We start from the raw sequence: 23,465 nt of genomic DNA, 5'->3' as shown, positions 1-23,465 counted from the left end.
CGGGTGAAGCAGTGGGCACACGTGTCCGCTGTCGCATCCCCCGGTAATCTCACACCCATGGCCTCACGTCCCTCGGCAGCCAAGAAGCAGCCCCCGAAGAAGGCCGCTCCCTCGAAGGCTCCGGCGAAAAAGGCCGTCGCGAAGAGGGCCCCGGCCAAGAAGGCGCCCGCCAAGAGGGCCGCGGTGAAGAAGTCCGCGCCCGCGCCCAGGCCGGCGCCCAGCCCCACAGGGGGCGTGTACCGCGTCGTACGCGCCGTCTGGCTCGGTGTCGCGCACGCCGTCGGCGCCGTCTTCCGCGGCCTGGGGCAGGGAGCCAGGAACCTGGACCCCGCCCACCGCAAGGACGGCGTCGCCCTGCTCCTGCTGGGCATCGCCCTGATCGTCGCGGCCGGCACCTGGGCCGATCTGCGCGGTCCGGTGGGCGACCTGGTGGAGATCCTGGTCACCGGCGCCTTCGGCCGCCTCGACCTGCTGGTGCCGATACTGCTCGCGATGGTCGCCGTTCGGTTCATGCGCCACCCGGAGCAGCCCGAGGCCAACGGCCGGATCGTGATCGGCCTGTCCGCGCTCGTCATCGGCGTGCTCGGCCAGGTCCACATCGCCTGCGGCGCGCCGGCGCGCAGCGACGGCATGCAGGGCATAAGAGACGCCGGCGGCCTGATCGGCTGGGCGGCGGCGACCCCGCTGACGTACACCATGACCGAGGTCCTCGCGGTACCGCTGCTGGTGCTGCTCACGGTCTTCGGGCTGCTCGTCGTCACCGCGACCCCGGTGAACGCGATCCCGCAGCGGCTGCGCGCGCTCGGCGTCCGCCTCGGGCTGCTGCACGACCCCGAACCCGACGAGTACGACGAATACGGCGAGCCCACCGACGACGAGCGCTACGACGAGCAGTGGCGCCAGGCGCTGCCCGCGCGCTCCCGCAGGCGCTCCGCGGCCCCCCAGGAGTACGACCCGGACGTCGCCGAGCAGGACGCCCTCGCCAAACGCCGGGGCCGGCCGCGGCGCTCCGCCGTGCCGCAGCCCGAGATGGGCCGTCGGATGGACGCCGTGGACGTAGCGGCCGCGGCCGCCGCCGCGCTCGACGGCGCGGTCATGCACGGCATGCCGCCCTCGCCGCTCGTCGCCGACCTCACCCACGGCGTCGGTGTCGGCGACCGCGAGGACACCACCCCCACGCCCCTGCCGGCCCCGGACCCCGGTCCGGCCCCCGCCGCGAGCCCCGCCCCCGCCGCCGCCTCGGCCCCGAGCGCGGTCCCGGCCGCGCGGCCGAAGCAGGAGAAGCTCGGCACCGGACAGGTCGTCGCCGACCTGACGAAGCCGGCCCCCGCGGAGCCCCGCGACCTGCCGCCGCGCGCCGAGCAGCTCCAGCTCGCCGGTGACATCACCTACGCGCTGCCCTCCCTGGACCTGCTCACCCGGGGCGGGCCGGGCAAGTCCCGCAGCGAGGCCAACGACAAGGTCGTCGCCTCGCTCTCCAACGTGTTCTCCGAGTTCAAGGTCGACGCGCGGGTCACCGGCTTCACCCGCGGTCCGACGGTCACCCGGTACGAGGTGGAGCTCGGCCCCGCCGTCAAGGTCGAGCGGATCACCGCCCTCACCAAGAACATCGCCTACGCCGTCGCCAGCCCGGACGTGCGGATCATCAGCCCGATCCCCGGCAAGTCCGCGGTCGGCATCGAGATCCCCAACACCGACCGCGAGATGGTCAACCTCGGCGACGTGCTGCGGCTCGCCGAGTCCGCCGAGGACGACGACCCGATGCTGGTCGCCTTCGGCAAGGACGTCGAGGGCGGCTACGTCATGCACTCGCTGGCGAAGATGCCGCACATGCTCGTCGCGGGCGCCACCGGCTCCGGCAAGTCGTCCTGCATCAACTGCCTGATCACCTCGGTCATGATGCGGGCGACCCCGGAGGACGTCCGGATGGTCCTGGTGGACCCCAAGCGCGTCGAGCTGACCGCCTACGAGGGCATCCCGCACCTGATCACGCCGATCATCACCAACCCGAAGCGGGCCGCCGAGGCGCTGCAGTGGGTGGTCCGCGAGATGGACCTGCGCTACGACGACCTGGCCGCGTTCGGCTACCGGCACATCGACGACTTCAACGAGGCGGTGCGCAGCGGCAAGCTCAAGACGCCCGAGGGCAGCGAGCGCGAGCTCCAGGCGTACCCGTACCTGCTGGTCATCGTCGACGAGCTGGCCGACCTGATGATGGTCGCCCCGCGTGACGTCGAGGACTCGATCGTGCGCATCACGCAGCTCGCCCGTGCGGCCGGCATCCACCTGGTGCTCGCCACCCAGCGGCCGTCGGTCGACGTGGTCACCGGCCTCATCAAGGCGAACGTGCCCTCCCGGCTCGCCTTCGCCACCTCCTCGCTCGCCGACAGCCGCGTCATCCTCGACCAGCCCGGCGCCGAGAAGCTCATCGGCAAGGGCGACGGGCTCTTCCTTCCGATGGGGGCGAACAAGCCGACCCGTATGCAGGGCGCGTTCGTCACCGAGGAGGAGGTCGCGGCGATCGTCCAGCACTGCAAGGACCAGATGACGCCGGTCTTCCGGGAGGACGTCGTCGTGGGCACCAAGCAGAAGAAGGAGATCGACGAGGACATCGGCGACGACCTCGACCTGCTGTGCCAGGCGGCCGAGCTGGTCGTCTCCACGCAGTTCGGGTCCACCTCCATGCTCCAGCGCAAGCTGCGGGTGGGCTTCGCGAAGGCGGGCCGGCTCATGGACCTGATGGAGTCGCGCGGGGTGGTCGGGCCCAGCGAGGGGTCCAAGGCGCGCGACGTTCTGGTGAAACCCGATGAGCTGGACGGAGTGCTTGCTGTGATCCGCGGGGAGTCTGAGGGGTAGGTGTCTCTCAGGGCTTCGGGCGCCTGTAGGCCGGGTGGAGGCAGGTCGTGATCCACCTGTTAGAGACCGCCGGGCAACCGTTTCCCTGTGACGTACGTCAAGTTGAGCGAGAGGAAAGGTGTGCACCTCACCCTGGGGCGCACACCTGACCCGTCGTCGGTATGGCCGGCCATACCGATGGCGTACAAAGTCCCACCGCCCGGTTGCCCCACTCTTTCGTACCCCCCATAGACTGAACTTCCAGCACAGGTGGCTACACGCTCGAAAGGCGCCCCCGTGTCCATCGGCAGCAACTCCCCTGAAGACGAGCCTCCGTTCCCAGACGTGTCCGAGGAAAAGCGTCCCTCCGTCGGCCGAGCCCTCAAGCAGGCCCGTATCGCCGCCGGGCTGACCGTCGACGAGATCAGCGGGAGCACCCGGGTCCGTATCGTCATCGTGCACGCCATCGAGGCCGACGACTTCGCGCCCTGCGGCGGTGACGTGTACGCCCGCGGGCACATCAGGACCCTCGCCAAGGCCGTCGGCCTCGACCCCGAACCGCTGCTGGCGCAGTTCGCGGCCGAACACGGTGGTGGGCGGCCCGCGCCGACGCCCGCCGCCCCGCTGTTCGAGGCGGAACGTATCCGCCCCGAGCGTCGCGGACCCAACTGGACCGCGGCCATGGTCGCCGCGATCGTCGTCGTGATCGGTTTCGTCGGCTTCACCGCCTTCAAGGGCGGCGACGGCGACGACGCCAAGCAGTCGGTCGCCGAGGGTGCCACCCCGTCGACCAGCGAGGCCGCCTCGCCGACCCCGAAGGAAAGCAAGCCCGACAAGGCTCCCGCGCCCTCCGACAGCGCGATCGCCGCCGCACCCCAGGACAAGGTCACCGTCCAGGTCAGCGCGGCGAACGGACGCAGCTGGATCTCGGCCAAGGACCACAACGGCCGGATGCTGTTCGACGGGCTGCTGAAGAAGGGCGAGTCCAAGACCTTCCAGGACAGCACCAAGATCAACCTGATCCTCGGTGACGCCGGCGCCATCCAGCTCTACGTCAACGGCAAGAAGATCGAGGACCAGTTCCAGCCCGGAGCCGTGGAGCGCCTGACCTACACCAAGGGCGACCCGGAAGTCGGATAATCGTTCGGATTAAGCGCGCATCCAAGGGGTTGGCCATGATCGGCCAGCCCCTTCGACGTGGGCTGTCGGTGAGACGAAGTAGTCTTGAGCCCATGCCTGAACGCCGTACCGTCGCACTAGTCACTCTCGGCTGCGCCCGTAACGAGGTGGACTCGGAGGAGCTCGCAGGCCGTTTGGAGGCGGACGGCTGGCAGCTCGTCGAGGACGCCGAGGACGCGGATGTCGCCGTCGTCAACACCTGTGGATTCGTCGAGGCCGCCAAGAAGGACTCCGTCGACGCCCTCCTCGAGGCGAACGATCTCAAGGGCCACGGCAGAACCCAGGCCGTGGTGGCGGTGGGCTGCATGGCCGAAAGGTACGGCAAGGAACTCGCCCAGGCGCTGCCCGAGGCGGACGGCGTGCTCGGCTTCGACGACTACGCCGACATCTCCGACCGGCTCCAGACCATCCTCAACGGCGGCATCCACGCCTCGCACACCCCGCGCGACCGGCGCAAGCTGCTGCCCATCAGCCCGGCCGAGCGGCAGGACTCCGCCGCGGACGTGGCGCTGCCCGGGCACGGCCCGTCCGACCTGCCCGAGGGCGTGGCACCCGCCTCCGGCCCGCGCGCGCCCCTGCGCCGCCGGCTGGACGGCTCCCCGGTCGCCTCGGTCAAGCTCGCCTCCGGCTGCGACCGGCGCTGCTCCTTCTGCGCCATCCCCTCCTTCCGCGGCTCCTTCATCTCCCGCCGTCCCAGCGACGTGCTGAACGAGACCCGGTGGCTGGCCGAGCAGGGCGTGAAGGAGGTCATGCTGGTCTCCGAGAACAACACCTCCTACGGCAAGGACCTCGGCGACATCCGCCTCCTGGAGTCCCTGCTGCCCGAGCTGGCCGAGGTCGACGGCATCGAGCGGGTGCGCGTCAGCTACCTCCAGCCGGCCGAGATGCGCCCCGGCCTGATCGACGTCCTGACCTCCACCCCGAAGGTCGTCCCGTACTTCGACCTGTCCTTCCAGCACTCCGCGCCGGGCGTGCTGCGGGCCATGCGCCGCTTCGGCGACACCGACCGCTTCCTGGAGCTGCTCGACACCATCAGGTCCAAGGCGCCGCAGGCCGGCGTCCGCTCCAACTTCATCGTCGGCTTCCCCGGCGAGTCCGCGTCCGACCTGGCCGAGCTGGAGCGCTTCCTGAACGGCGCGCGGCTCGACGCGATCGGCGTCTTCGGCTACTCCGACGAGGAGGGCACCGAGGCCGCGACGTACGAGAACAAGCTGGACGAGGACCTGGTCGCGGAGCGGCTCGCGCGGGTCTCCCGGCTCGCCGAGGAACTCGTCTCGCAGCGGGCCGAGGAGCGCGTCGGCGAGACCGTGCACGTCCTCGTGGAGTCCGTCGGCGACGAGGACGGCGTCCACGGCCGGGCGGCCCACCAGGCGCCGGAGACGGACGGACAGGTGCTGCTCACGAGCGGCGCGGGACTGCGCGTCGGCCGTATCGTCGAGGCGAAGGTGGTCGGTACCGAGGGTGTCGACCTGGTGGCCGAGCCGCTGCAGGGCTCGCCCGAGTGGAGTGAGGAGGCCGGCAGATGACCGGAGTCCCGGCGTCCGCCGCGGGCGGCTCCCCGGGTGCGCAGGGCGCCCGAGGCTCCGCCGCCACCTCCGGTGCCGCTCCGGACCTCTCCGTCGCGCTCAACACCGACGGCGTCCCGGACCACGGCGCCGGGGATTCTGGTTCCCGTGACGGCGAGCGGCCGGTGCGCGGCGGGAAGATCGCCGCTGCCGCCGTCAACCAGGCGAGCGTCTGGAACGTCGCCAATCTGCTGACCATGCTCCGGCTGGTCCTGGTCCCCGGCTTCGTCGCCCTGATGCTGGCCGGCGGCGGTTACGACCCGGCCTGGCGCTCGCTCGCCTGGGCCGCCTTCGCGATCGCCATGATCACCGACCTGTTCGACGGGCACCTGGCGCGCACCTACGACCTGGTCACCGACTTCGGCAAGATCGCCGACCCCATCGCCGACAAGGCGATCATGGGAGCGGCGCTGATCTGTCTCTCCTCGCTGGGTGATCTGCCCTGGTGGGTGACGGTCGTGATCCTCGGCCGGGAACTCGGCATCACCCTGCTGCGTTTCCTGGTCATCCGCTACGGCGTGATCCCGGCCAGTCGCGGCGGCAAGCTCAAGACCCTCACCCAGGGCGTGGCCGTGGGGATGTACGTGCTGGCGCTGACGGGCTGGCTGGCGACCCTGAGGTTCTGGGTGATGGCGGCGGCCGTCGTCCTGACGGTCGCGACGGGCCTGGACTACGTGAGACAGGCCATTGTGCTGCGGCGGCAGGGGATCGCCGAGCGCGCGGCGGCGCTGGAGGAGACCCAGGCGTGAACTCCACGGCCGCCGAACTGGTGCGACTACTGACGGTGAGGGGACAGACCCTCGCTGTCGCCGAGTCGCTGACCGGCGGCCTGGTGGCCGCGGAGATCACCGCGGTGCCCGGCGCCTCCAAGGTGTTCCGGGGATCCGTCACCGCCTACGCCACCGAGCTCAAGCACCGTGTGCTGGGCGTCGACGCCACCCTGCTGGCCCAGCAGGGCGCGGTGGATCCGCAGGTCGCGGCCCAGATGGCGGCCGGAGTGCGCCGGGTGCTGGGTGCCGACTGGGGGGTCGCGACCACCGGGGTGGCGGGCCCCGAACCGCAGGACGGCCGGCCGGTCGGCACGGTCTACGTGGCCGTCGGCGGCCCGTTCGCAGCAGATTCCGGTTCTGCCGCTGGCGGAAAAGTGGAGGCCCTGCGGTTGAACGGCGACCGTGCGGAAATTCGTAGAGAGAGTGTACGGAGCGTGCTCGCGCTCCTTCTGAGGGAGCTCGCGGGCGAACAGACCGGGAATGAGCGGACACAGGATACGGAACAGAACGGGGGGTTTTGATGTTTGCAGCCCTGAGTGAACACGACATCGCTCCCCGCACGGCCGCGGCGCAAGGCGGTACGGTGGGGCGTGAAGGATGCGGCTACGCGGTCCGAGGAGGGAGCCACCGATGATTCTGCTCCGTCGCCTGCTGGGTGACGTGCTGCGTCGGCAGCGCCAGCGCCAGGGCCGTACTCTGCGCGAAGTCTCCTCGTCCGCCCGAGTCTCACTCGGCTATCTCTCCGAGGTGGAGCGGGGGCAGAAGGAGGCTTCCTCCGAACTGCTCTCCGCCATCTGCGACGCGCTGGACGTACGGATGTCCGAACTCATGCGGGAAGTGAGCGACGAACTCGCCCTCGCCGAGCTGGCCCAGTCCGCCCAGTCCACCGAGTCCGTTCCCACGCCGGTTCGCCCGATGCTGGGTACCGTCTCGGTGACCGGTGTGCCACCGGAACGGGTGACCATCAAGGCGCCCGCCGAGGCAGTGGACGTGGTCGCCGCGTGACGTCCCTGCGGGCGTAGGACGGCGCGGCGCCTGCCCGGCGTCGAAAGAAGTGCACGAGGCCCCGGCCGGGGCCGCTCCAGGCAGACCTGGGGAGGCGCGGCCGGGGCCTTCGTGCGCCTGCCGGCGGGGTGCGTCCATTTGCCGGTGTCTCCGGGTGCGGTCATGGTGGAGTGACCGACTGGGGGCGAAACGACCGGAGAGACGCATGTACGTCGTGAAGAGCCCGCTGTCCGACGCGGACCTGAAGACCGTGGCCGAGGCGCTGCAGGGCGCGCTCGTCGATCTCGTGGACCTGGCGCTGATCGCCAAGCAGATCCACTGGAACGTGGTCGGCCCGCGCTTCAGGACCGTCCACCTGCAGCTCGACGAGGTCGTCGCCACGGCCCGGACGCACTCCGACACGGTCGCCGAGCGGGCCTCGGCGCTGGGCGTGTCACCGGACGGACGCGCGGTCACCGTGGCCGCGGGCAGCGGCATCGCCACGGCCCCCGCGGGCTGGGTCAAGGACTCCGACGCGGTGGGTGCCCTGGTGGACGCCCTGGGCGCGGTGATCACCCGGATGCGGGAGCGGGTCACCGCCACCGCCGAGCCGGATCCGGTCTCCCAGGACATCTTCATCGGGATCACGGCGGATCTGGAGAAACACCACTGGATGTTCCAGGCGGAGAACGCGTAGCAGTGGCCCGACACCGGCCCGCGGCCGTTGCATCGATGAGCCCTCGGTGCGCCTTCCCGGTGGACCGGGCGGCGATCTAGCGTCCGGCTGGAGGTGACGGCCATGGTGGGACGGATAGTGCGCTGGGGGGTTGCGCTGGGAATCGCGGCATTCTGGTGGTGGGCCGTGCTGCGGATCACCTTCGCCGACGGTGCCGGGGCCCTGGAGGGCACCGTGGCCGCCGGGGGATGGGGACTGAGCCTGCTGCCGGTCAACTGCGTGCCGAGGGCGCGGGCGGCCGGGGCCATGGGTCCGGCACGGTGGCGGGCGGCCTGGCGGATGACGGACGCTACCAGGGCATCGCAACCCCTCCGTTCGGGCGCAGGATCTGACCCGTCGTGAACGCGGAGGCGTCGGACGCCAGATGGAGCACGGTGTGTGCCACGTCCGCCGCCTCGCCGACCCGGCCCAGGGGTGACATCCGGGCCATCCACGTCTCCGTCTGCCGCTGCTCCTCGCCGTCGTCGCGCTCGGTCATGGGGGTGCGGATCCAGCCCGGGGCGACCGCGTTGACGCGGATCCCGTGGCCGCCGACCTCGTTGGCGAGGGTCCGGGTCAGCTGCACCACGGCCGCCTTGGCGGCGCTGTAACAGAGCAGGCCGGGGCCGCCGGTGTCGATCGCGCCGGACGCCATGGTGACGATGCTGCCCCCGGTCCGCCGGTCGATCATCAGGGCCGCCGCCTCCTGGCAGGAGTGCAGGACGCCCTTGAAGTTGACGTCCAGCACCCGGTCGAGGTCCTCGTCCGTGGTCTCCAGCACCGTGCTGCGGTGCATGATCCCGGCGATCGCCGCCATGACGTCCAGCCGCTCGCAGGACCGGACCGCCTGTCCGAGCCTGGCCCGGTCGGTGACGTCCACGGTGTGCGTGTGCGCGGTGCCGCCGCCGTCCTTGATCAGCGTGGCCGTCTCGTGCAGGCCGTCCGCGTCGCGGTCGGCGCAGTGCACGGTCGCACCCGCCTCGGCGAGCAGCACGGCGGAGGCCCGGCCGATGCCGCCGGCGGCCCCGGTGACGAACGCGGTGCGCCCGGTGAGGTCGTACGCCTTGAGGGACATGAAGGGACCGTACGAGCGTTTCTGACGGGTCGTCAATTGGTGGTGCGGGGACGGTTTCTCACGGTCCGGTGGGCGCCCGGGGCCGGGGTGGGGCCGGTCTGGCAGGCGGGGCACCAGTAGGTGGGGCGCTCGCGGGAGCCGTCGCCCTGGTCGGCCACCCGGATCGGGGTGCGGCAGCGCAGGCAGGGGCGGCGCGCGCGGCCGTAGACGAACAGGTCCTGGCCGCGCAGGCCGGTGGTCCTGCGGACCGGGCGGTCGCGATTGGCCTCCAGGAGCCGCTTGGCCAGGTGGGGGAGTTGCGCGGCGCGGTCGGCGGGGAGCGCGCCGACCGGGAGCCAGGGGGTCGCGCCGATCAGGAAGCAGATCTCGCTCTTGTAGACATTGCCGATGCCGGCCAGGTTGCGCTGGTCGAGCAGGGCCTCGCCGAGCTGCCGGGCGGGGTCGGCGAGCAGGTTGCCGAGGGCGCGGCCGGGATCCCAGTCGGGGCCCAGCAGGTCGGGACCGAGGTGGCCGACGGCCTGTTCCTCCTCGCCGGTGCGCAGGAACTCCAGGACCGGCAGCCGGTAGCCGACGGCCGTGCGGTCGGCGGTGCCGAGGACGGCCCTGATCTGGTGGGAGGGACCGCCCCGCCAGCGTTCGCCGCTTCCGAAGATCTTCCAGGCGCCCTCCATCCGCAGATGCGTGTGCAGGGTCAGGCCGCCGTCGAAGCGGGTGAGCAGATGCTTGCCGCGCGGGCTGGTGCCGAGGACCGTGCGGCCGACGAGGTCGACGACGGCGTACTGCGGCACCCGGAAGTCGCTCAGGGTCAGCACCTGGCCGGCGAGTGCGTCGTGCAGGCGCCGTGCGGCCTGCCAGACCGTGTCACCTTCGGGCATGGGTCAAGGGTGACACGGGAGTACGCGGTGCGGACCGGGAGCGGCGACGGCGCGGGCGGCGCACGAGGGGCGCGGTGTCAGCGGGGTTCACGGTTCTGATGGTCCGCTCCTGACGGTTCAGGCCCGCAGGCGCAGGCCGCGCGGGTTCGCGACGAAGCCGGCCCCCTCCAGCAGGGCGCCCAGCGGCGAGGTCAGGGCCGTGGCGCCGTTGATCCGCTCCACCGTCACCGTGCCGAGGCTCCCGGCACGCGCGGCGGCGGCGAGGGCCTCGGCGGCGGTCCGCAGGCGGGGGTCGTCACCGGCGTCCGTGTCCGGGGCGGCGGGCCAGGCCAGCAGGGTCTTGCCGCCGCGCTCCATGTAGAGGGTCAGCTCGCCGTCCACCAGCACGACCAGGGAGCCCGCCTTGCGGCCCGGCTTGTGCCCGGCACCGGTCGGGGGCTCGGGCCAGGGCAGGGCGGCGCCGTAGGCGTTGGCGGGGTCGGCGGCGGCGAGGACCACCGCTCTGGGGTCGGGCGCGGCGGGAGTCCGGGCGCGGTGGTCGCCGTAGGCGTAGGGGTTGGCGGGGCTGCCGCCGCGCGGGCCGCCGTAGCCGGGAGCGGCGAAAGGGTCGGCGGGGGCGAGATCCCTGGGGGAGACGTAGTCGCCCGGGGCGGCGGGCGGGTCAGGGAGCCAGGTGAAGTCGCCGTCCAGGACCGGGAGGTCGCTCTCGTCGAAGGGGCCGAGGGGTGTCTCGCCGCCGGAGCCGTCGGAGCTGCCGAAGCCGGCGGAGGCGAGCGGGCCGCCGGGCGTGAAACGCGCCGTACCGGCCGGGGCGCCGTCACCGAAGGCGGATCCCGGGTGCGCTTCGCCGCGGTCACGGGCGTTGGAGACGGCACGCAGCCGGTCCACCGCGCCGTCCATCGCGAACTGGGCCGCGCCGAGCCCCTCCACCACGTAACCGCGGCGGGCCTGCCCGCTCTCCTCGAACACCGAAAGGATGCGGTACACCGCGGAGAAGCCGCCCTCCACGCCCTCGGCGGCGACCGCGCCCCGGGTGACCACGCCGTGCCGGTCGAGCAGCGTGCGGGCCAGGGCGTGGGCGCGCACGGTGGTGTCCGGCTCGCGCTGAGGGAGCAGGGACCAGCGGCCGGCGACGGTCGGCGGCCCGGTGCGCGAGGCGGTGCGGGCGGCGGCCGTCAGCGAGCCGTAGCGGCCGCGCGGCACGGTGCGCTTGGCCCGGTGGGCGGTGGCGCCCGCGGTACGGCCCGAGCCCAGCAGGGAGCGCATCGGGGCCAGCGTGTCGTTGGTGAGCCGGCCGGACCAGGCCAGGTCCCAGACCGCGTCGGCCAGATGGGGATCGGTGGCGTCGGGATGCGTGGTGGCGCGGACCTGGTCGGCGATCTGCCGGAAGAACAGGCCGTAGCCGCCGGAGAGGGTGTCCAGGACGGACTGGTGGAGGGCCGTCAGCTCCAGCGGATGCGGCGGCGGCAGGAGCAGCGGTGCCGCGTCCGCCATGTACAGCGACACCCAGCCGTCCTTGCCCGGCAGGGCGCCCGCACCGGCCCACACGATCTCCCCGGCCGCGGTGAGTTCGTCGAGCATCGCGGGCGTGTAGCCCGCCACCCGGGACGGCAGCACCAGTTTCTCCAGGGCCGACGCCGGGACCGACGCGCCCTGCACCTGTTCGACGGCGCGCACCAGCCCGTCGATGCCGCGCAGGCCGTGTCCCTTGCCGATGTGCTGCCACTGCGGCAGGAACTGGGCGAGCGCGGCGGGCGCCACCGGCTCCAGCTCGTGCCGGAGCGCGGCCAGCGAGCGGCGGCGCAGCCTGCGCAGCACGGCCGCGTCGCACCACTCCTGGCCGATGCCCGCCGGATGGAACTCGCCCTGCACCACCCGCCCGCCCGCGGCGAGCCGCTGCAACGCGCCCTCCGTCACCGCCACCCCGAGGCCGAAGCGGGCGGCCGCGCCGGCCGAGGTGAACGGGCCGTGCGTGCGCGCGTACCGGGCGAGGAGGTCGCCGAGCGGGTCCTTCACCGGCTCGGTGAACGCCTCGGGGACGCCGACGGGCAGGGCGGTGCCGAGGGCGTCGCGCAGCCGGCCCGCGTCCTCGATCGCCGCCCAGTGATCGGCACCGGAGATCCGGACCCTGATCGCCCGGCGGGCCGCCGCCAGCTCCTCGGCCCACCGCGGGTCCGCGCCGCGCTCGGCCAGCTCGGCGTCGGTGAGCGGCCCGAGCAGCCGCAGCACGTCGGCGACGCCCTCCGGATCCTTGACCCGGCGTTCCTCGGTGCGCCACTGGAGTTCCGCCTCCAGCTCGGTCAGCACGTCCGCGTCGAGCAGCTCGCGCAGCTCCGCCTGGCCCAGCAGCTCGGCCAGCAGCCGGGAGTCCAGGGAGAGCGCGGCCGCGCGCCGCTCGGCGAGCGGGGAGTCGCCCTCGTACAGGAACTGCGCGACGTATCCGAACAGCAGCGAGCGGGCGAACGGGGACGGCTCCGGGGTGGTGACCTCGACCAGGCGGACCCTGCGGGATTCCAGGTCCCCCATCAGCTCGACGAGGCCGGGCACGTCGAAGACGTCCTGGAGGCACTCGCGGACCGCCTCCAGGACGATCGGGAAGGACCCGAACTCGCTCGCCACCTGGAGCAGCTGGGCGGCGCGCTGACGCTGCTGCCACAGCGGGGTGCGCTTGCCCGGGTTGCGGCGCGGCAGCAGCAGCGCGCGGGCCGCGCACTCGCGGAAGCGGGAGGCGAACAGGGCCGAACCGCCGACCTGGTCGGTGACGATCTGGTCGACCTCGCCCTTGTCGAAGGCGACGTCCGCCGCGCCGACCGGCGCCTGGTCCGCGTCGTACTCCGTGCCGGCCTTCCCGGGCGCCTGGTCCAGCAGGTCCAGGCCCATCAGGTCGGCGTCCGGCAGCCGCAGCACGATGCCGTCGTCGGCATGCATGACCTGGGCGTCCATGCCGTACCGCTCGGACAGCCGGGCCCCGAGGGCCAGCGCCCACGGGGCGTGCACCTGGGCGCCGAACGGGGAGTGGACGACGACCCGCCAGTCGCCCAGTTCGTCGCGGAAGCGCTCCACGACGATCGTCCGGTCGTCGGGCACGTGACCGCAGGCCTCGCGCTGTTCGTCCAGGTACGACAGCACGTTGTCCACCGCCCAGGCGTCCAGGCCCGCCGCCAGCAGGCGCAGCCGGGCGTCGTCCTTGGGCAGCGAGCCGACCTCGCGCAGGAACGCGCCCACCGCGCGGCCCAGTTCGAGCGGGCGGCCCAGCTGGTCGCCCTTCCAGAAGGGCAGCCGGCCCGGCACCCCGGGGGCCGGGGAGACCAGGACGCGGTCGCGGGTGATGTCCTCGATGCGCCAGGAACTGGTGCCCAGGGTGAAGACGTCACCCACCCGGGACTCGTACACCATCTCCTCGTCCAGCTCGCCGACCCGGCCGCCGCCCTTCTTCGGGTCGGCGCCCGCGAGGAAGACCCCGAACAGGCCGCGGTCGGGGATGGTGCCGCCGGAGGTGACGGCGAGCCGCTGGGCGCCGGGACGGCCGGTGACCGTGCCCGCGACCCGGTCCCACACCACGCGCGGGCGCAGCTCCGCGAACGCGTCCGACGGATAGCGGCCCGCGAGCATGTCGAGGACCGCGGTGAACGCCGACTCCGGGAGCGAGGCGAACGGAGCCGCCCGGCGGACCATGGCGAGCAGGTCGTCGACCTGCCAGGTGTCCAGCGAGGTCATCGCGACCAGCTGCTGCGCCAGCACGTCGAGCGGGTTGGCCGGCACCCGCAGCGACTCGATGGCACCGGTGCGCATCCGCTCGGTGACCACCGCCGCCTGCACCAGGTCGCCGCGGTACTTGGGGAAGACCACGCCGGTGGAGACCGCGCCGACCTGGTGTCCGGCCCGGCCGACGCGCTGCAGGCCGGAGGCGACCGAGGGCGGGGACTCGACCTGGACGACCAGGTCGACCGCGCCCATGTCGATGCCCAGTTCGAGGCTGGAGGTGGCCACCACGGCGGGCAGCCGGCCGGCCTTCAGGTCCTCCTCGACCAGGGCGCGCTGCTCCTTGGAGACCGAGCCGTGGTGCGCGCGGGCGATGACCGGCGGCGCGCCCTGGGCGGCGCCCGAACCGCCCATCAGCTCGGCGGGGGAGTGGTGCTCGTCCAGCGGCTCGCCGGTCACGCGCTCGTAGGCGATCTCGTTGAGCCGGTTGCACAGCCGCTCGGCCAGCCGGCGCGAGTTGGCGAACACGATCGTCGAACGGTGGGCCTGCACCAGGTCGGCGATCCGCTCCTCCACGTGCGGCCAGATCGACGGCCGGTCCCCGCCCTCCTTGGCGTCGGTCGCGGGGGAGCCGCCCAGCTCGCCCATGTCCTCCACGGGCACGACGACGGAGAGGTCGAACTCCTTGCCGGACTCCGGCTGGACGATCTCCACCTTGCGGCGCGGCGAGAGATAGCGGGCCACCTCGTCCACCGGGCGGACCGTCGCCGACAGGCCGATGCGGCGGGCCGGCTTCGGCAGCAGCTCGTCCAGCCGCTCCAGGGAGAGCGCGAGATGCGCGCCGCGCTTGGTGCCGGCGACCGCGTGCACCTCGTCCAGGATCACCGTCTCGATGCCGGTCAGCGCGTCGCGCGTGGCCGACGTCAGCATCAGGAACAGGGACTCGGGGGTGGTGATCAGGATGTCCGGCGGACGGGTGGACAGGGCGCGGCGCTCGGCGGGCGGGGTGTCGCCGGAGCGGATGCCGACCTTGATCTCCGGCTCGGGCAGGCCAAGGCGCACGGACTCCTGACGGATGCCGGTCAGCGGACTGCGCAGGTTCCGCTCGACGTCGACCGCGAGGGCCTTGAGCGGTGACACGTACAGCACCCGGCAGCGCTTCCGCGGGTCGGCCGGGGGCGGAGCCGAGGCCAGCTGGTCCAGGGCGGCGAGGAAGGCGGCCAGGGTCTTGCCCGAGCCGGTCGGGGCGACCACCAGCACGTCCGAGCCCGCCCCGATGGCCTGCCACGCGCCGGCCTGGGCCGCGGTGGGCGCGGAGAACGCCCCCGTGAACCAGCCGCGGGTCGCGGGGGAGAAGCCGTCGAGGGCCCGGTGTGCGGATTTCGCCATGCGTCCATCCTGCACCCGGTCACTGACAATGACCCTGACCTGCGAAAACGAGAATGCGAACCGTGTCGGGCAGGGTGGACAATGGCCGCATGGCGGGAACCGGGGAGCGGGCACGGCACTGGCGGTACGAGGCGCTGCCCGACGTCGACCTGCTGCGCGCCCGGTATGTCCGCAAGACCTTCGTCCGGCACACCCACGAGCACTTCGTGATCGCCGGGATCGCGGACGGGGTCGAGGTGTTCCGGCACCACGGCTCGGATGTGACGGTCGGCGCCGGGGCGCTCGCGCTCGTCAACCCCGACACCGCGCACACCGGCCGGGCCGGGGTCCCCGAGGGCTGGCGCTACGGAGCGCTCTACCCGTCCCCGGACCTGGTGGCGGCGATCGCCGCGGAGACCACCGCCCTCCGCGGCACCCCCGGCTTCGTCAGCCCGGTGCTCGACGACCCGCACTCCGTCGCCCTGGTGCACCGGGTGCTGCGCGCCGCCGACGAGGGCAACGCACTCGCCGCCGACACCCTGCTGCGGGTCCTGGTGACCCGGCTGCTGCGCTCGAACGGCGGCCCGCTGCCCCAGCGCGCGGTCCGCACCGCCGGCACCCTGCTCGCCGCCCGCGCGCGTGCCGTGCTGGAGGAGCGGATGGCCGGGCCGCCGACCCTGGAACGGCTCGCCACCGACCTCGGCACCAGCCCCTTCGCCCTGCTCCGGGCGTTCCGCGACGCCTACGGCATGCCCCCGCACACCTGGCTGACCGACGCCCGGGTGCGCCGGGCCCGGCTGCTGCTGGACGCGGGCACCGCGCCCGCCGCGGCGGCCGTCGCCGTCGGCTTCACCGACCAGCCGCACCTCAACCGCCACTTCGCCCGGATCGTCGGCGTCCCGCCCGGTGCCTACCAGCGCGAACGCGGATCCGGCGGGCGCCCGGCCGGGCGCAAGAACGTACAAGACGCGCGGGACGGCGGTCCGTAACGTCCCGGGCGTGGCACAGCAGACAGCAGTCGCGGACATACGCGACGAGAACGAACCGAAACCGGACTCCGCCGTCGTGCGGGACGCGCTGGGAGTCGGCGTCGCCGTGGGACTCTCCGGGTTCGCCTTCGGGGTGACCTCGGCGGGCAGCGGCCTCGGCCTGCTCCAGACCTGCGCGCTCAGCCTCCTGGTGTTCACCGGCGCCTCCCAGTTCGCGCTGGTCGGGGCGCTCGCGGCCGGCGGCAACCCGCTCACCGCGGCGGCCGGCGCCTTCTTCCTCGGGATCCGCAACGCCTTCTACGGGCTGCGGCTGTCGCAGGTGCTGGCCCTTCCGCGCGCGATCCGGCCGCTGGCCGCCCAGTGGGTGATCGACGAGACCACCGCGGTGACGCTCGCCCAGCCGACCCGGCGCGCCGCACGGATCGGCTTCACCGTTACCGGCCTCAGCCTCTACCTGCTGTGGAACCTCACCACCGCGCTCGGCGCGCTCGGCGCCAAGGCCGTCGGCGACACCGACGCCTGGGGCCTGGACGCGGCCGGACCCGCCGTCTTCCTGGCGCTGCTCGCGCCCATGCTGAAGACCACGACCGACCGCGCGGTCGCGGCCCTCGCGGTGCTGCTGGGCCTCGGCCTGCTGCCCGTCCTGCCCGCCGGGGTGCCCGTGCTGGCCGCCGCGCTGGCGGCACCGGCCGCCCTGTACGTCTCCGGCCGCCGGTCCGGCCGTACCCGTGACGACGCTTCCGAGGAGACCCGTTGAACGCCTGGATCGCGATCGGCGCGACCGTCCTCGGCTGCTACGCCGTCAAGCTCGCCGGCCTGCTGGTGCCCGCGGGCGTCCTGGAGCGGCCGGTGGTGCGGCGGCTCGCCGCCCTGCTGCCGGTGGCCCTGCTCGCCGCGCTCACGGCGCAGCAGACCTTCGCCGACGGCCACACGCTCGTGCTGGACGCCCGGGCCGCGGGGCTCGGGGCGGCCGCCCTGGCGCTGGTGCTGCGCGCGCCCTTCCTGGTCGTCGTCGGCGCGGCCGTGCTGGTGACGGCGGGAGTGCGGGCCCTCGCGGGCTGAGCACGCGCGCGTGCGTCATCCCACGAAGCGGCCGTACGCCTTGAGCGTGCGCAGCGCCTCGATCGTCACCCCGGGGCGGGACTCCAGGGTGGCGGCGGGTGTCCACCGCAGCCAGCGGACCGGCCAGCCGCCGTCCTCCTGCTGCCCGGCGGCGAGGTGGTCCAGCGACCGGGTCATCTCCTCGTCGGTGAACCACGCGCGCGCCAGCGAGTGCGGGGACCTCGCGAAGTCGTGCGGGAAGTGGTGCTCGCCCGGCACGTAGCCGGGTGCCACCGGGTAGGCGTCCAGGTCCCCGGGGTCCAGCGCGGCCAGCCGGTGTTCGCGCACCAGGCGGCCGAGCCGGTCGGCGGCCGCCTCCGCGCGGGCCCGGTCGGGCACGGCGTCGAGGAAGGCGACGGCGGCCTCGACCTCGTAGGGGTGCGACTTCTCCAGGGAGTCCACGGCCTCCCAGCAGAAGTCGGTGGCCCGGAACAGCCAGGCGTGCCACACCTCGTTGCGGTGCAGCAGCCCCACCACCGGCCCGGTGGCCAGCAGCTCGCTGGGCGGGTCGTCGGTGATCGGGACGAACGGGGCGGCCGGGTAGCCGCGCTGGCTCGGCCGGATCGCCGGCAGCGCCCCGTCCGCGGTGGAGACGGACGTCAGATAGCGGCACACCCGCTCCACCCGCTGCCCGCCGCACCGCCCGAGGGCGTCCAGGACGGCCAGCGCGCGCCCGGTGTGCAGCGGCTGGCTCACCGGACCGCGCAGGTCGGGCTCCAGCGCGTGACCGTAGCCGCCGTCCTCGTTGCGGTAGGCGTCCAGCGCCGTCTCCACGGGATCGTGGCCGCCGTTCAGGAAGTGGTACGCGAAGAGGCGCTGCTCCAGCACGCGCGCGGTGAGCCACATGAACTGTTCGGCGCGGAAGAGCGGGGAGTGCGCCGGGGGCGTAGGGGGGAGTGGGGAAGCTCCGGTTTCGGCCATGGGTCAGACCGTAGGACGGAAAGCGGTCTCGGCAGGCGGTCCCGGGCAGGGCCCACTCTCAGGGGCGGGATACTGGTGTCATGCGGTTGACGGTCTTCTGGCAGCGGATGGCGGAACACTTCGGTTCCGGGTACGCCGACACCTTCGCGCGCGACCATGTGATGACGGAGCTCGGCGAGCGGACGGTGCACGAGGCGCTGGACGCCGGCTGGGAGGCGAAGGACGTGTGGCGCGTGGTCTGCACGGTCATGAACGTTCCCGGGGAGAAGCGCTGAACGGGCACGGAGATCGGACACGGGCCACGTTTTGTCAGTGGCGTCGGCGAGACTTGCACCGTGGCACCCACTGACGACGCCGGGCGGACCGCCCTGGACGCATCCCCGACCGACACGACGCCGCCCGCCGGCGCCGCGCCGCGCGGCGCGCGCATGCCGCGCTGGCTGCCGCGCGCCATGATCCTGGCGCTCGCCCTGATCGCCGCCTTCCAGCTCGGCAGCTGGGCCTTCCACCAGCTCACCGGCCTGCTGATCAACATCCTCATCGCGTTCTTCCTGGCGCTCGCCATAGAGCCCGCGGTGAGCTGGATGGCCGCCCGCAACATGCGCCGCGGGTTCGCGACCTTCCTGGTCTTCCTCGGCCTGGCCATCGCCACGGCGGGCTTCGTCACGCTGCTCGGCTCCATGCTGGCCGGCCAGATCATCAAGATCGTCGAGGACTTCCCGGACTACCTGGACTCGGTCATCAACTGGGTCAACCACACCTTCCACACCGACGTGAAGCGGGTCGACGTCCAGGAAGGACTGCTGCACTCCGACTGGCTGCGCAAGTACGCGCAGAACAGCGCGGCCGGTGTGCTCGACGTCTCCGGACAGGTGCTCGGCGGCCTCTTCCAGCTGCTGACGATCACCCTGTTCGCCTTCTACTTCGCCGCCGACGGCCCCCGGCTGCGCCGCACCCTGTGCTCGGTCCTGCCCCCCGCCCGCCAGGCCGAGGTGCTGCGGGCCTGGGAGATCGCCGTCGACAAGACCGGCGGCTACCTGTACTCGCGCGGTGTGATGGCGCTGATCTCCGGCATCGCCCACTACATCCTGCTGGAGGCATTGGGCGTGCCCTACGCGCCCGTGCTCGGCGTCTGGGTGGGCCTGGTCTCGCAGTTCATCCCCACCATCGGCACCTATCTCGCGGGCGCGCTGCCGATGCTGATCGCGTTCACCGTCAACCCGCTGTACGCGGTGTGGGTGCTGGTGTTCGTCGTGATCTACCAGCAGTTCGAGAACTACATGCTCCAGCCCAAGCTGACCTCCAAGTCCGTCGACATCCATCCGGCGGTCGCCTTCGGCTCGGTCATCGCGGGCACCGCGCTCCTCGGGGCGGTCGGCGCGCTGATCGCCATCCCGGCGGTCGCCACGCTCCAGGCGTTCCTCGGCGCCTACGTGAAGCGGTACGACGTCACGGACGACCCCCGGGTGCACGGACATCTGCGGCGCGGCACGGGCGGTCCCGGGCTGCGCACGCGCGTACGGCGGCTGGTCTGGCAGCGGCCGGCCGAGGAGTCGGGCGAGGGACCGGCCTGACGGCCGCGGGTCTCAGGAGGTGAGCACCGCCCACACCCCGGCGGCGGCCACGGCGGCCGCGTAGCAGCCCACCGCCGTGGCCACGATCCGCCACCGGACCCGTCCGCTCCAGGAGGTGCGGGACAGCGACCAGGCCAGCGCGGGCAGCACCAGCACCGCGTGCAGGCTGACGCCGTGCAGCGGTTTCAGCGGGGCCGTCGAGTCGTACGCCGCCTCCTGATGCCCGGTCCTCACGAGCACCACACCGCGCGCGATCATCGCGGCTCCCGAGACCAGCGCCACGAGCAGCACCGCGAACCCGGAGCGCACGGCGAGCGCCATGCCCTCGGGACCGGCGGGCCGCCGCCGGAACGACACCACGGCGAAGACGGTGAGCAGCACCACCAGCACACCGCCGCCCACCGCGAGCGTCATCGACACCGCCGTGTCGAACGGCGTCTCCATGTCCAGGTGCGAGGGCACCCGGCGCCACGCCTGCAGGGTGATCCCGCCGACCTCCACCACGCAGTCGGCGGCGAACACCACCAGCAGCACGGTCCGCAGCCGCTCCCCGGTCCTCAGGTACGAGGTGACCCAGGTGACCGCCATCAGCGTCAGCCCGAAGGACAGCCCGAACGTGACCGGCTTGCGCCAGGACACCGGGCCCCACCAGGGGCCGCCGTCGACGGCGAACACCACCAGGTGCGCGAGCCCGGACAGCACGAGGACCGTCCCGGTGGCATGACAGAGACGCTCGGCGGGGCGGACTTCGCGCAGCCGGCTCACCGGGCGGTCGCGGGGCGGGGTCTTCAGGGACGAGAGCATGCGGCCAGCCTCCCGGCAGCCGTCCGCACGGTCGTCGTCCGGCCGGAGGCACCCGCCGTACGCCGGGGGGAGTAGGCGGGCGGACGGTCAGGCGAGGGTGGCGGCAGGCGGGGTCCACCGCCGGGTGCGGGGCACGGCGCCCTGGACGCCGTAGTCCTTCTTGAGGTGTTCGGGGATGGCGTAGTGCATGACGCGGCCGCGGGTGAGCGAGGACAGTTCGAAGACGGTGGTGAGACGGCCGAGGTGGTCCAGGGCCCAGGCGCCCAGCGGGGAGCGGTCCTCGATGGTCTCCAGGACGCCCAGGAGATGCGGTACGGCCTTCGCCACGGTGTCCCACGGGGTGCGCGGCACCTCCAGCCAGTCCGCGCAGGTGTCGCCGACGAGGTGGCGGACGAGCGCCGGGACGATCGGGTCGAAGAAGGTGCCGGGGACGACCTCCTCGTACAGCTCGACGAGCTGCCGGGTCAGGTGGGCGCCCTCGGCGGAGGGGCCCATGTGGCGGACCATGTACCGGTCGAGGAAGGCGCGGGCCTCGTCGAGGGTCTTGGGCACGGCCTCCTGGTCGACGCCGAGCATGGCGCCCACCACCCGCCACGCGTAGTAGTAGGCCTCCGCGCCCTCCGTGGACAGATGGACGCCCAGCCGGTGCAGGCTGTCGAGGACCAGCAGGGAGAAGAACATCTGCCCGCCGATCATGTCCTCCTGGCAGATCGGCGTGCCCAGCGCCTCGGTGTCCCACCGGTTCTCGCGCCTGAGGTGGTGCCGGATCGAGGCGTGCAGCAGACGCACCTTCTGGGCGGCGGGCACGAAACGCCCGCCGGCCTCGAAGGCGTCGGGCTGCATCAGGTGGACGGTGAACTGGCCGGTCTCCGCCATGCGCTTCGAGGGGTAGGCGAGCCCGTGGGTGGCCGACAGCAGCCCGGCCACGTGCGGGACGAGGTAGCAGGCGGGCATGGCGGCGAAGGAGAGCGCGGTCGCGATGTGCACGTTGTTGTCGATGAAGAAGAGCCGGGCCTTCTCCATCTCGCCCCAGTCCACCCAGGAGGGCGGCATCCGGGTGGCCTCCAGGTACGCGCGGGCCACGTCGGGCAGCCCGTCCGGCAGCGGAGCGCCGGCCGTGGAGACGTAACGCATCAGCGTGTTGAACGTGCCCACCTCCCCGCGCTCGAAGAGGGTGGCGACCGTGGCGTCGGCGAGTTCGTCACCGGCCTGCCGCAGGGGGTCCGACGATGCCTCGGTGTGGGTCACGCAGGGCTCCTTGTCTTCACGGGTCACGTCGTTCTCACGGGGACGCCCGGTCCTGCGGGCCGTGGACGGGTGTCAGGACGCGCGGACCGCCGCCGAGCGGGCCAGCGCGGTCAGGGCGCCGGCGGCGGGGGCCGGCACGGGCAGTGAGCCGAGGGCGTCGAGCGCCTCCACGACCCGCGTGCCGATCATGTGCTCGATCCGGTCGGGCGCCCCGAGCCGGCACATCACCTCGCGGACCGCGTCCAGGCCCTCCGCTCCCAGATCGGGTCTGCCGAGCAGCGCGCCGAGCCGTTCCCGGTCCTCGGCGCGGGCGAGCCGCCAGGTCTCCGCGAGCAGCGCGGTGGGCCGCCGGCCGCGGACGTCGTCGGCATTGGCCTTGCCGGTGCGCTCCGTCTCCCCGAACAGGCCGAGCAGGTCGTCGCGGAGCTGGAACGCCTCGCCCAGCGGCAGCCCGTACGCGGAGTACCCGGCCCGCAGCCGCTCGCCGGCCCCGGCCAGGGCGCCGCCGATCAGCAGGGGCTGCTCCACGGTGTACTTGGCGGTCTTGTAGCGGATCACCTTCAGCGAGGCGGCCGTGTCCGGGCCGGTGCCGGTGCGCAGGATCTCCAGGCACTCGCCCGCGATCAGCTCCCGGGCCAGCAGCGACCACAGGGGGCGGCCCCGGGCGAGGTAGGCGGCGGGCAGGCCGCAGGTCGCGAACAGCTGTCCGGCCAGCGACATCAGCAGATCGCCGACCAGCATCGCCAGCGACCGCGCGGTGCCGTCGGCGCACGGGCCGGCGGGCACGGCGGTCCGCAGGGCGACATGTGCCGTGGGGCGCCCGTGCCGCAGCGGGCTGTCGTCGATGAGGTCGTCGTGCACGACGGCGGCGGCGTGCACCAGCTCCATGGAGGCCGCGGCCCGCACCAGTGCGTCGCTGTCCGGCTGGCCCGCCGCCCGCCAGCCCCAGTAGCAGAACGCCGCCCGCAGCCGCTTGCCGTCCGCGGCCGCCGCCTCCAGCTGCCCGGCCACCGGGCCCAGGAGCGGGTCGATCGCCGCGAACAGGTCGGCCTCCTGGGCGACGAACCGGTGCAGTACCTCGTCGACGCGGTCCTTGAAGGCGGTCGGATCCCACCGGTCAGTCATCGTCGGCGGTCCGCCGGGCCAGGGCGTGCCGGGCGAGGATCTCCAGATGGGCCTCAGGGGCGGTCGCGAAGCGGTCCAGCACCAGGCGTCCGCGAGCGGTCAGGTCGTGCTCGGCCTCCGCGGCCAGCGCGCCCGCGTCCGAGCGGCGCAGCAGCCCGCGCACCGTGCCGACGGCGGTGCCCAGCGTGCTCACCGCCAGATCGGCCAGTCCCGCCGCCAGCAGGACGGCCTGTTCGTCCAGGCCGCGTCGTACCGTCTCACGTGTCATGCGTTCTCCCATCCACGGCACACAGGGGCGCCGTCCGCCGGCCGCCTCTTCGAGGATCGCCACGCGGCGGGAGCGGCATGCGGGAAGCCACGATCGGGTGAACGCCTCCCGGGGGCACGGGTCGCCCTGGCGCGGTGCCCGGTCAGGACCGCCGCCCCCGGAGTGCCGCGCGCTCCCGCACACGTGCCGCGCACGCCCCGGTTCCGGGGCTGCCCCGCGTCCCCGCCTCGCGCCCCCGCCGCCCCGGTGGAGATGTGCGGGAGTGCCGCGTGGTGCGCTTGACACGGAATTCGAACATCCATTCTGATGGAAGCTCCGGCGAGGTCCTCGGCGAGAACCCCCAGTGGCAGTTCGACGTGGTCCGGGT

At 73.2% G+C, this 23,465-nt stretch carries 20 protein-coding genes; 12 read left to right on the top strand and 8 right to left on the bottom strand.

Translation table 11 applies throughout. The annotated features are described in order from the left end of the window. Positions 1 to 57 precede the first annotated feature (57 nt). The 7 genes from ACIQOE_RS13660 to ACIQOE_RS13630 all read left to right on the top strand — a co-directional run bounded on the left by ACIQOE_RS13660 (position 58) and on the right by ACIQOE_RS13630 (position 8,030). A complete protein-coding gene (locus ACIQOE_RS13660; RefSeq protein WP_351326619.1) occupies positions 58 to 2,856 on the top strand; it encodes a DNA translocase FtsK in 2,799 nt (932 codons plus the stop codon). Between the two features lie 276 nt (positions 2,857 to 3,132). Continuing rightward, positions 3,133 to 3,975, top strand: coding sequence for a RodZ domain-containing protein (locus ACIQOE_RS13655; RefSeq protein ID WP_363017002.1), 843 nt, complete (start codon positions 3,133 to 3,135; stop codon positions 3,973 to 3,975). A gap of 92 nt (positions 3,976 to 4,067) precedes the next feature. Continuing rightward, positions 4,068 to 5,540 (top strand): 30S ribosomal protein S12 methylthiotransferase RimO, encoded by a 1,473-nt coding sequence (gene rimO, locus ACIQOE_RS13650; protein WP_351326621.1) that lies wholly within the window; start codon positions 4,068 to 4,070, stop codon positions 5,538 to 5,540. Further along, complete coding sequence (gene pgsA / locus ACIQOE_RS13645) at positions 5,537 to 6,328, top strand: CDP-diacylglycerol--glycerol-3-phosphate 3-phosphatidyltransferase (protein WP_351326623.1); 792 nt, start codon at positions 5,537 to 5,539, stop codon at positions 6,326 to 6,328. The genes rimO and pgsA overlap by 4 nt, the downstream gene beginning before the upstream one ends. Further along, complete coding sequence (locus ACIQOE_RS13640) at positions 6,325 to 6,870, top strand: CinA family protein (protein WP_401411501.1); 546 nt, start codon at positions 6,325 to 6,327, stop codon at positions 6,868 to 6,870. Before pgsA ends, ACIQOE_RS13640 begins: the two co-directional genes overlap by 4 nt. A gap of 109 nt (positions 6,871 to 6,979) precedes the next feature. After that, positions 6,980 to 7,354: a helix-turn-helix transcriptional regulator gene (locus ACIQOE_RS13635; protein ID WP_351326627.1), complete on the top strand. Its 375-nt coding sequence runs from the start codon at positions 6,980 to 6,982 to the stop codon at positions 7,352 to 7,354. 205 nt (positions 7,355 to 7,559) lie between these two features. Beyond that, positions 7,560 to 8,030: a DNA starvation/stationary phase protection protein gene (locus ACIQOE_RS13630; protein WP_351326629.1), complete on the top strand. Its 471-nt coding sequence runs from the start codon at positions 7,560 to 7,562 to the stop codon at positions 8,028 to 8,030. A gap of 328 nt (positions 8,031 to 8,358) precedes the next feature. On the opposite strand, the gene ACIQOE_RS13625 is transcribed toward ACIQOE_RS13630, so the two are convergent. The 3 genes from ACIQOE_RS13625 to ACIQOE_RS13615 all read right to left on the bottom strand — a co-directional run bounded on the left by ACIQOE_RS13625 (position 8,359) and on the right by ACIQOE_RS13615 (position 15,089). Beyond that, complete coding sequence (locus ACIQOE_RS13625) at positions 8,359 to 9,123, bottom strand: SDR family NAD(P)-dependent oxidoreductase (protein WP_351326632.1); 765 nt, start codon at positions 9,121 to 9,123, stop codon at positions 8,359 to 8,361. Positions 9,124 to 9,155: 32 nt separating this feature from the next. After that, a complete protein-coding gene (locus ACIQOE_RS13620; protein WP_401411498.1) occupies positions 9,156 to 9,998 on the bottom strand; it encodes an Fpg/Nei family DNA glycosylase in 843 nt (280 codons plus the stop codon). 117 nt (positions 9,999 to 10,115) lie between these two features. Continuing rightward, the gene (locus ACIQOE_RS13615) at positions 10,116 to 15,089 is read right to left on the bottom strand and encodes an ATP-dependent helicase (protein WP_401411496.1); all 4,974 of its coding nucleotides are present in this window, start codon (positions 15,087 to 15,089) and stop codon (positions 10,116 to 10,118) included. 89 nt (positions 15,090 to 15,178) lie between these two features. Here ACIQOE_RS13615 and ACIQOE_RS13610 point away from each other — a divergent pair, with 89 nt between their 5' ends. Genes ACIQOE_RS13610 through ACIQOE_RS13600 form a run of 3 tightly spaced genes read left to right on the top strand, consistent with a single transcriptional unit; the run spans position 15,179 to position 17,119 of the window. Further along, complete coding sequence (locus tag ACIQOE_RS13610; protein ID WP_351326638.1) at positions 15,179 to 16,057, top strand: AraC family transcriptional regulator; 879 nt, start codon at positions 15,179 to 15,181, stop codon at positions 16,055 to 16,057. A gap of 10 nt (positions 16,058 to 16,067) precedes the next feature. Next, positions 16,068 to 16,814 (top strand): AzlC family ABC transporter permease, encoded by a 747-nt coding sequence (locus ACIQOE_RS13605; RefSeq protein ID WP_351326639.1) that lies wholly within the window; start codon positions 16,068 to 16,070, stop codon positions 16,812 to 16,814. Further along, a complete protein-coding gene (locus ACIQOE_RS13600; RefSeq protein WP_351326641.1) occupies positions 16,811 to 17,119 on the top strand; it encodes an AzlD domain-containing protein in 309 nt (102 codons plus the stop codon). Before ACIQOE_RS13605 ends, ACIQOE_RS13600 begins: the two co-directional genes overlap by 4 nt. A gap of 15 nt (positions 17,120 to 17,134) precedes the next feature. Here ACIQOE_RS13600 and ACIQOE_RS13595 read toward each other — a convergent pair whose 3' ends face one another. Continuing rightward, the gene (locus ACIQOE_RS13595; protein ID WP_401411493.1) at positions 17,135 to 18,079 is read right to left on the bottom strand and encodes a hypothetical protein; all 945 of its coding nucleotides are present in this window, start codon (positions 18,077 to 18,079) and stop codon (positions 17,135 to 17,137) included. 80 nt (positions 18,080 to 18,159) lie between these two features. On the opposite strand from ACIQOE_RS13595, the gene ACIQOE_RS13590 reads away from it, so the two are divergent. Continuing rightward, the gene (locus tag ACIQOE_RS13590; protein ID WP_365560481.1) at positions 18,160 to 18,354 is read left to right on the top strand and encodes a DUF3046 domain-containing protein; all 195 of its coding nucleotides are present in this window, start codon (positions 18,160 to 18,162) and stop codon (positions 18,352 to 18,354) included. 60 nt (positions 18,355 to 18,414) lie between these two features. Further along, positions 18,415 to 19,653 carry an AI-2E family transporter gene (locus ACIQOE_RS13585; protein ID WP_362644327.1) on the top strand — a complete coding sequence of 413 codons (1,239 nt, stop codon included), beginning with the start codon at positions 18,415 to 18,417 and terminating at the stop codon, positions 19,651 to 19,653. Positions 19,654 to 19,665: 12 nt separating this feature from the next. Here ACIQOE_RS13585 and ACIQOE_RS13580 read toward each other — a convergent pair whose 3' ends face one another. From ACIQOE_RS13580 to ACIQOE_RS13565, 4 genes are all read right to left on the bottom strand, one after another. Then, entirely contained in the window at positions 19,666 to 20,457 is a 792-nt protein-coding gene (locus ACIQOE_RS13580) for a hypothetical protein (protein ID WP_401411490.1), read from the bottom strand. A gap of 87 nt (positions 20,458 to 20,544) precedes the next feature. After that, positions 20,545 to 21,705 carry an oxygenase MpaB family protein gene (locus tag ACIQOE_RS13575; RefSeq protein WP_365575874.1) on the bottom strand — a complete coding sequence of 387 codons (1,161 nt, stop codon included), beginning with the start codon at positions 21,703 to 21,705 and terminating at the stop codon, positions 20,545 to 20,547. Positions 21,706 to 21,777: 72 nt separating this feature from the next. Beyond that, positions 21,778 to 22,830 (bottom strand): polyprenyl synthetase family protein, encoded by a 1,053-nt coding sequence (locus tag ACIQOE_RS13570; protein WP_401411488.1) that lies wholly within the window; start codon positions 22,828 to 22,830, stop codon positions 21,778 to 21,780. Next, the gene (locus tag ACIQOE_RS13565; RefSeq protein WP_351326653.1) at positions 22,823 to 23,098 is read right to left on the bottom strand and encodes a polyprenyl synthetase; all 276 of its coding nucleotides are present in this window, start codon (positions 23,096 to 23,098) and stop codon (positions 22,823 to 22,825) included. The genes ACIQOE_RS13570 and ACIQOE_RS13565 overlap by 8 nt, the downstream gene beginning before the upstream one ends. Positions 23,099 to 23,465: the final 367 nt, after the last annotated feature.

The sequence above is a fragment of the Streptomyces sp. NPDC091282 genome (assembly GCF_044757385.1).
Taxonomy (GTDB): Bacteria; Actinomycetota; Actinomycetes; order Streptomycetales; family Streptomycetaceae; genus Streptomyces; species Streptomyces gramineus.
Note: the sequence above shows the minus strand (reverse complement) of the source record. Positions and strands in the feature narration are given on the sequence as shown.

Bases quoted from the DNA above. Each gene is read 5' to 3' on its own strand.
- ACIQOE_RS13630 (WP_351326629.1), top strand. From the start codon at position 7,560: ATGTACGTCGTGAAGAGCCCGCTGTCCGACGCGGACCTGAAGACCGTG.
- ACIQOE_RS13595 (WP_401411493.1), bottom strand. From the start codon at position 18,079: ATGGCCGAAACCGGAGCTTCCCCACTCCCCCCTACGCCCCCGGCGCAC.
- ACIQOE_RS13610 (WP_351326638.1), top strand. From the start codon at position 15,179: ATGGCGGGAACCGGGGAGCGGGCACGGCACTGGCGGTACGAGGCGCTG.
- ACIQOE_RS13625 (WP_351326632.1), bottom strand. From the start codon at position 9,123: ATGTCCCTCAAGGCGTACGACCTCACCGGGCGCACCGCGTTCGTCACC.
- ACIQOE_RS13620 (WP_401411498.1), bottom strand. From the start codon at position 9,998: ATGCCCGAAGGTGACACGGTCTGGCAGGCCGCACGGCGCCTGCACGAC.
- ACIQOE_RS13660 (WP_351326619.1), top strand. From the start codon at position 58: ATGGCCTCACGTCCCTCGGCAGCCAAGAAGCAGCCCCCGAAGAAGGCC.
- ACIQOE_RS13635 (WP_351326627.1), top strand. From the start codon at position 6,980: ATGATTCTGCTCCGTCGCCTGCTGGGTGACGTGCTGCGTCGGCAGCGC.
- pgsA (WP_351326623.1), top strand. From the start codon at position 5,537: ATGACCGGAGTCCCGGCGTCCGCCGCGGGCGGCTCCCCGGGTGCGCAG.
- ACIQOE_RS13615 (WP_401411496.1), bottom strand. From the start codon at position 15,089: ATGGCGAAATCCGCACACCGGGCCCTCGACGGCTTCTCCCCCGCGACC.
- ACIQOE_RS13570 (WP_401411488.1), bottom strand. From the start codon at position 22,830: ATGACTGACCGGTGGGATCCGACCGCCTTCAAGGACCGCGTCGACGAG.
- ACIQOE_RS13590 (WP_365560481.1), top strand. From the start codon at position 18,160: ATGCGGTTGACGGTCTTCTGGCAGCGGATGGCGGAACACTTCGGTTCC.
- ACIQOE_RS13565 (WP_351326653.1), bottom strand. From the start codon at position 23,098: ATGACACGTGAGACGGTACGACGCGGCCTGGACGAACAGGCCGTCCTG.
- rimO (WP_351326621.1), top strand. From the start codon at position 4,068: ATGCCTGAACGCCGTACCGTCGCACTAGTCACTCTCGGCTGCGCCCGT.
- ACIQOE_RS13580 (WP_401411490.1), bottom strand. From the start codon at position 20,457: ATGCTCTCGTCCCTGAAGACCCCGCCCCGCGACCGCCCGGTGAGCCGG.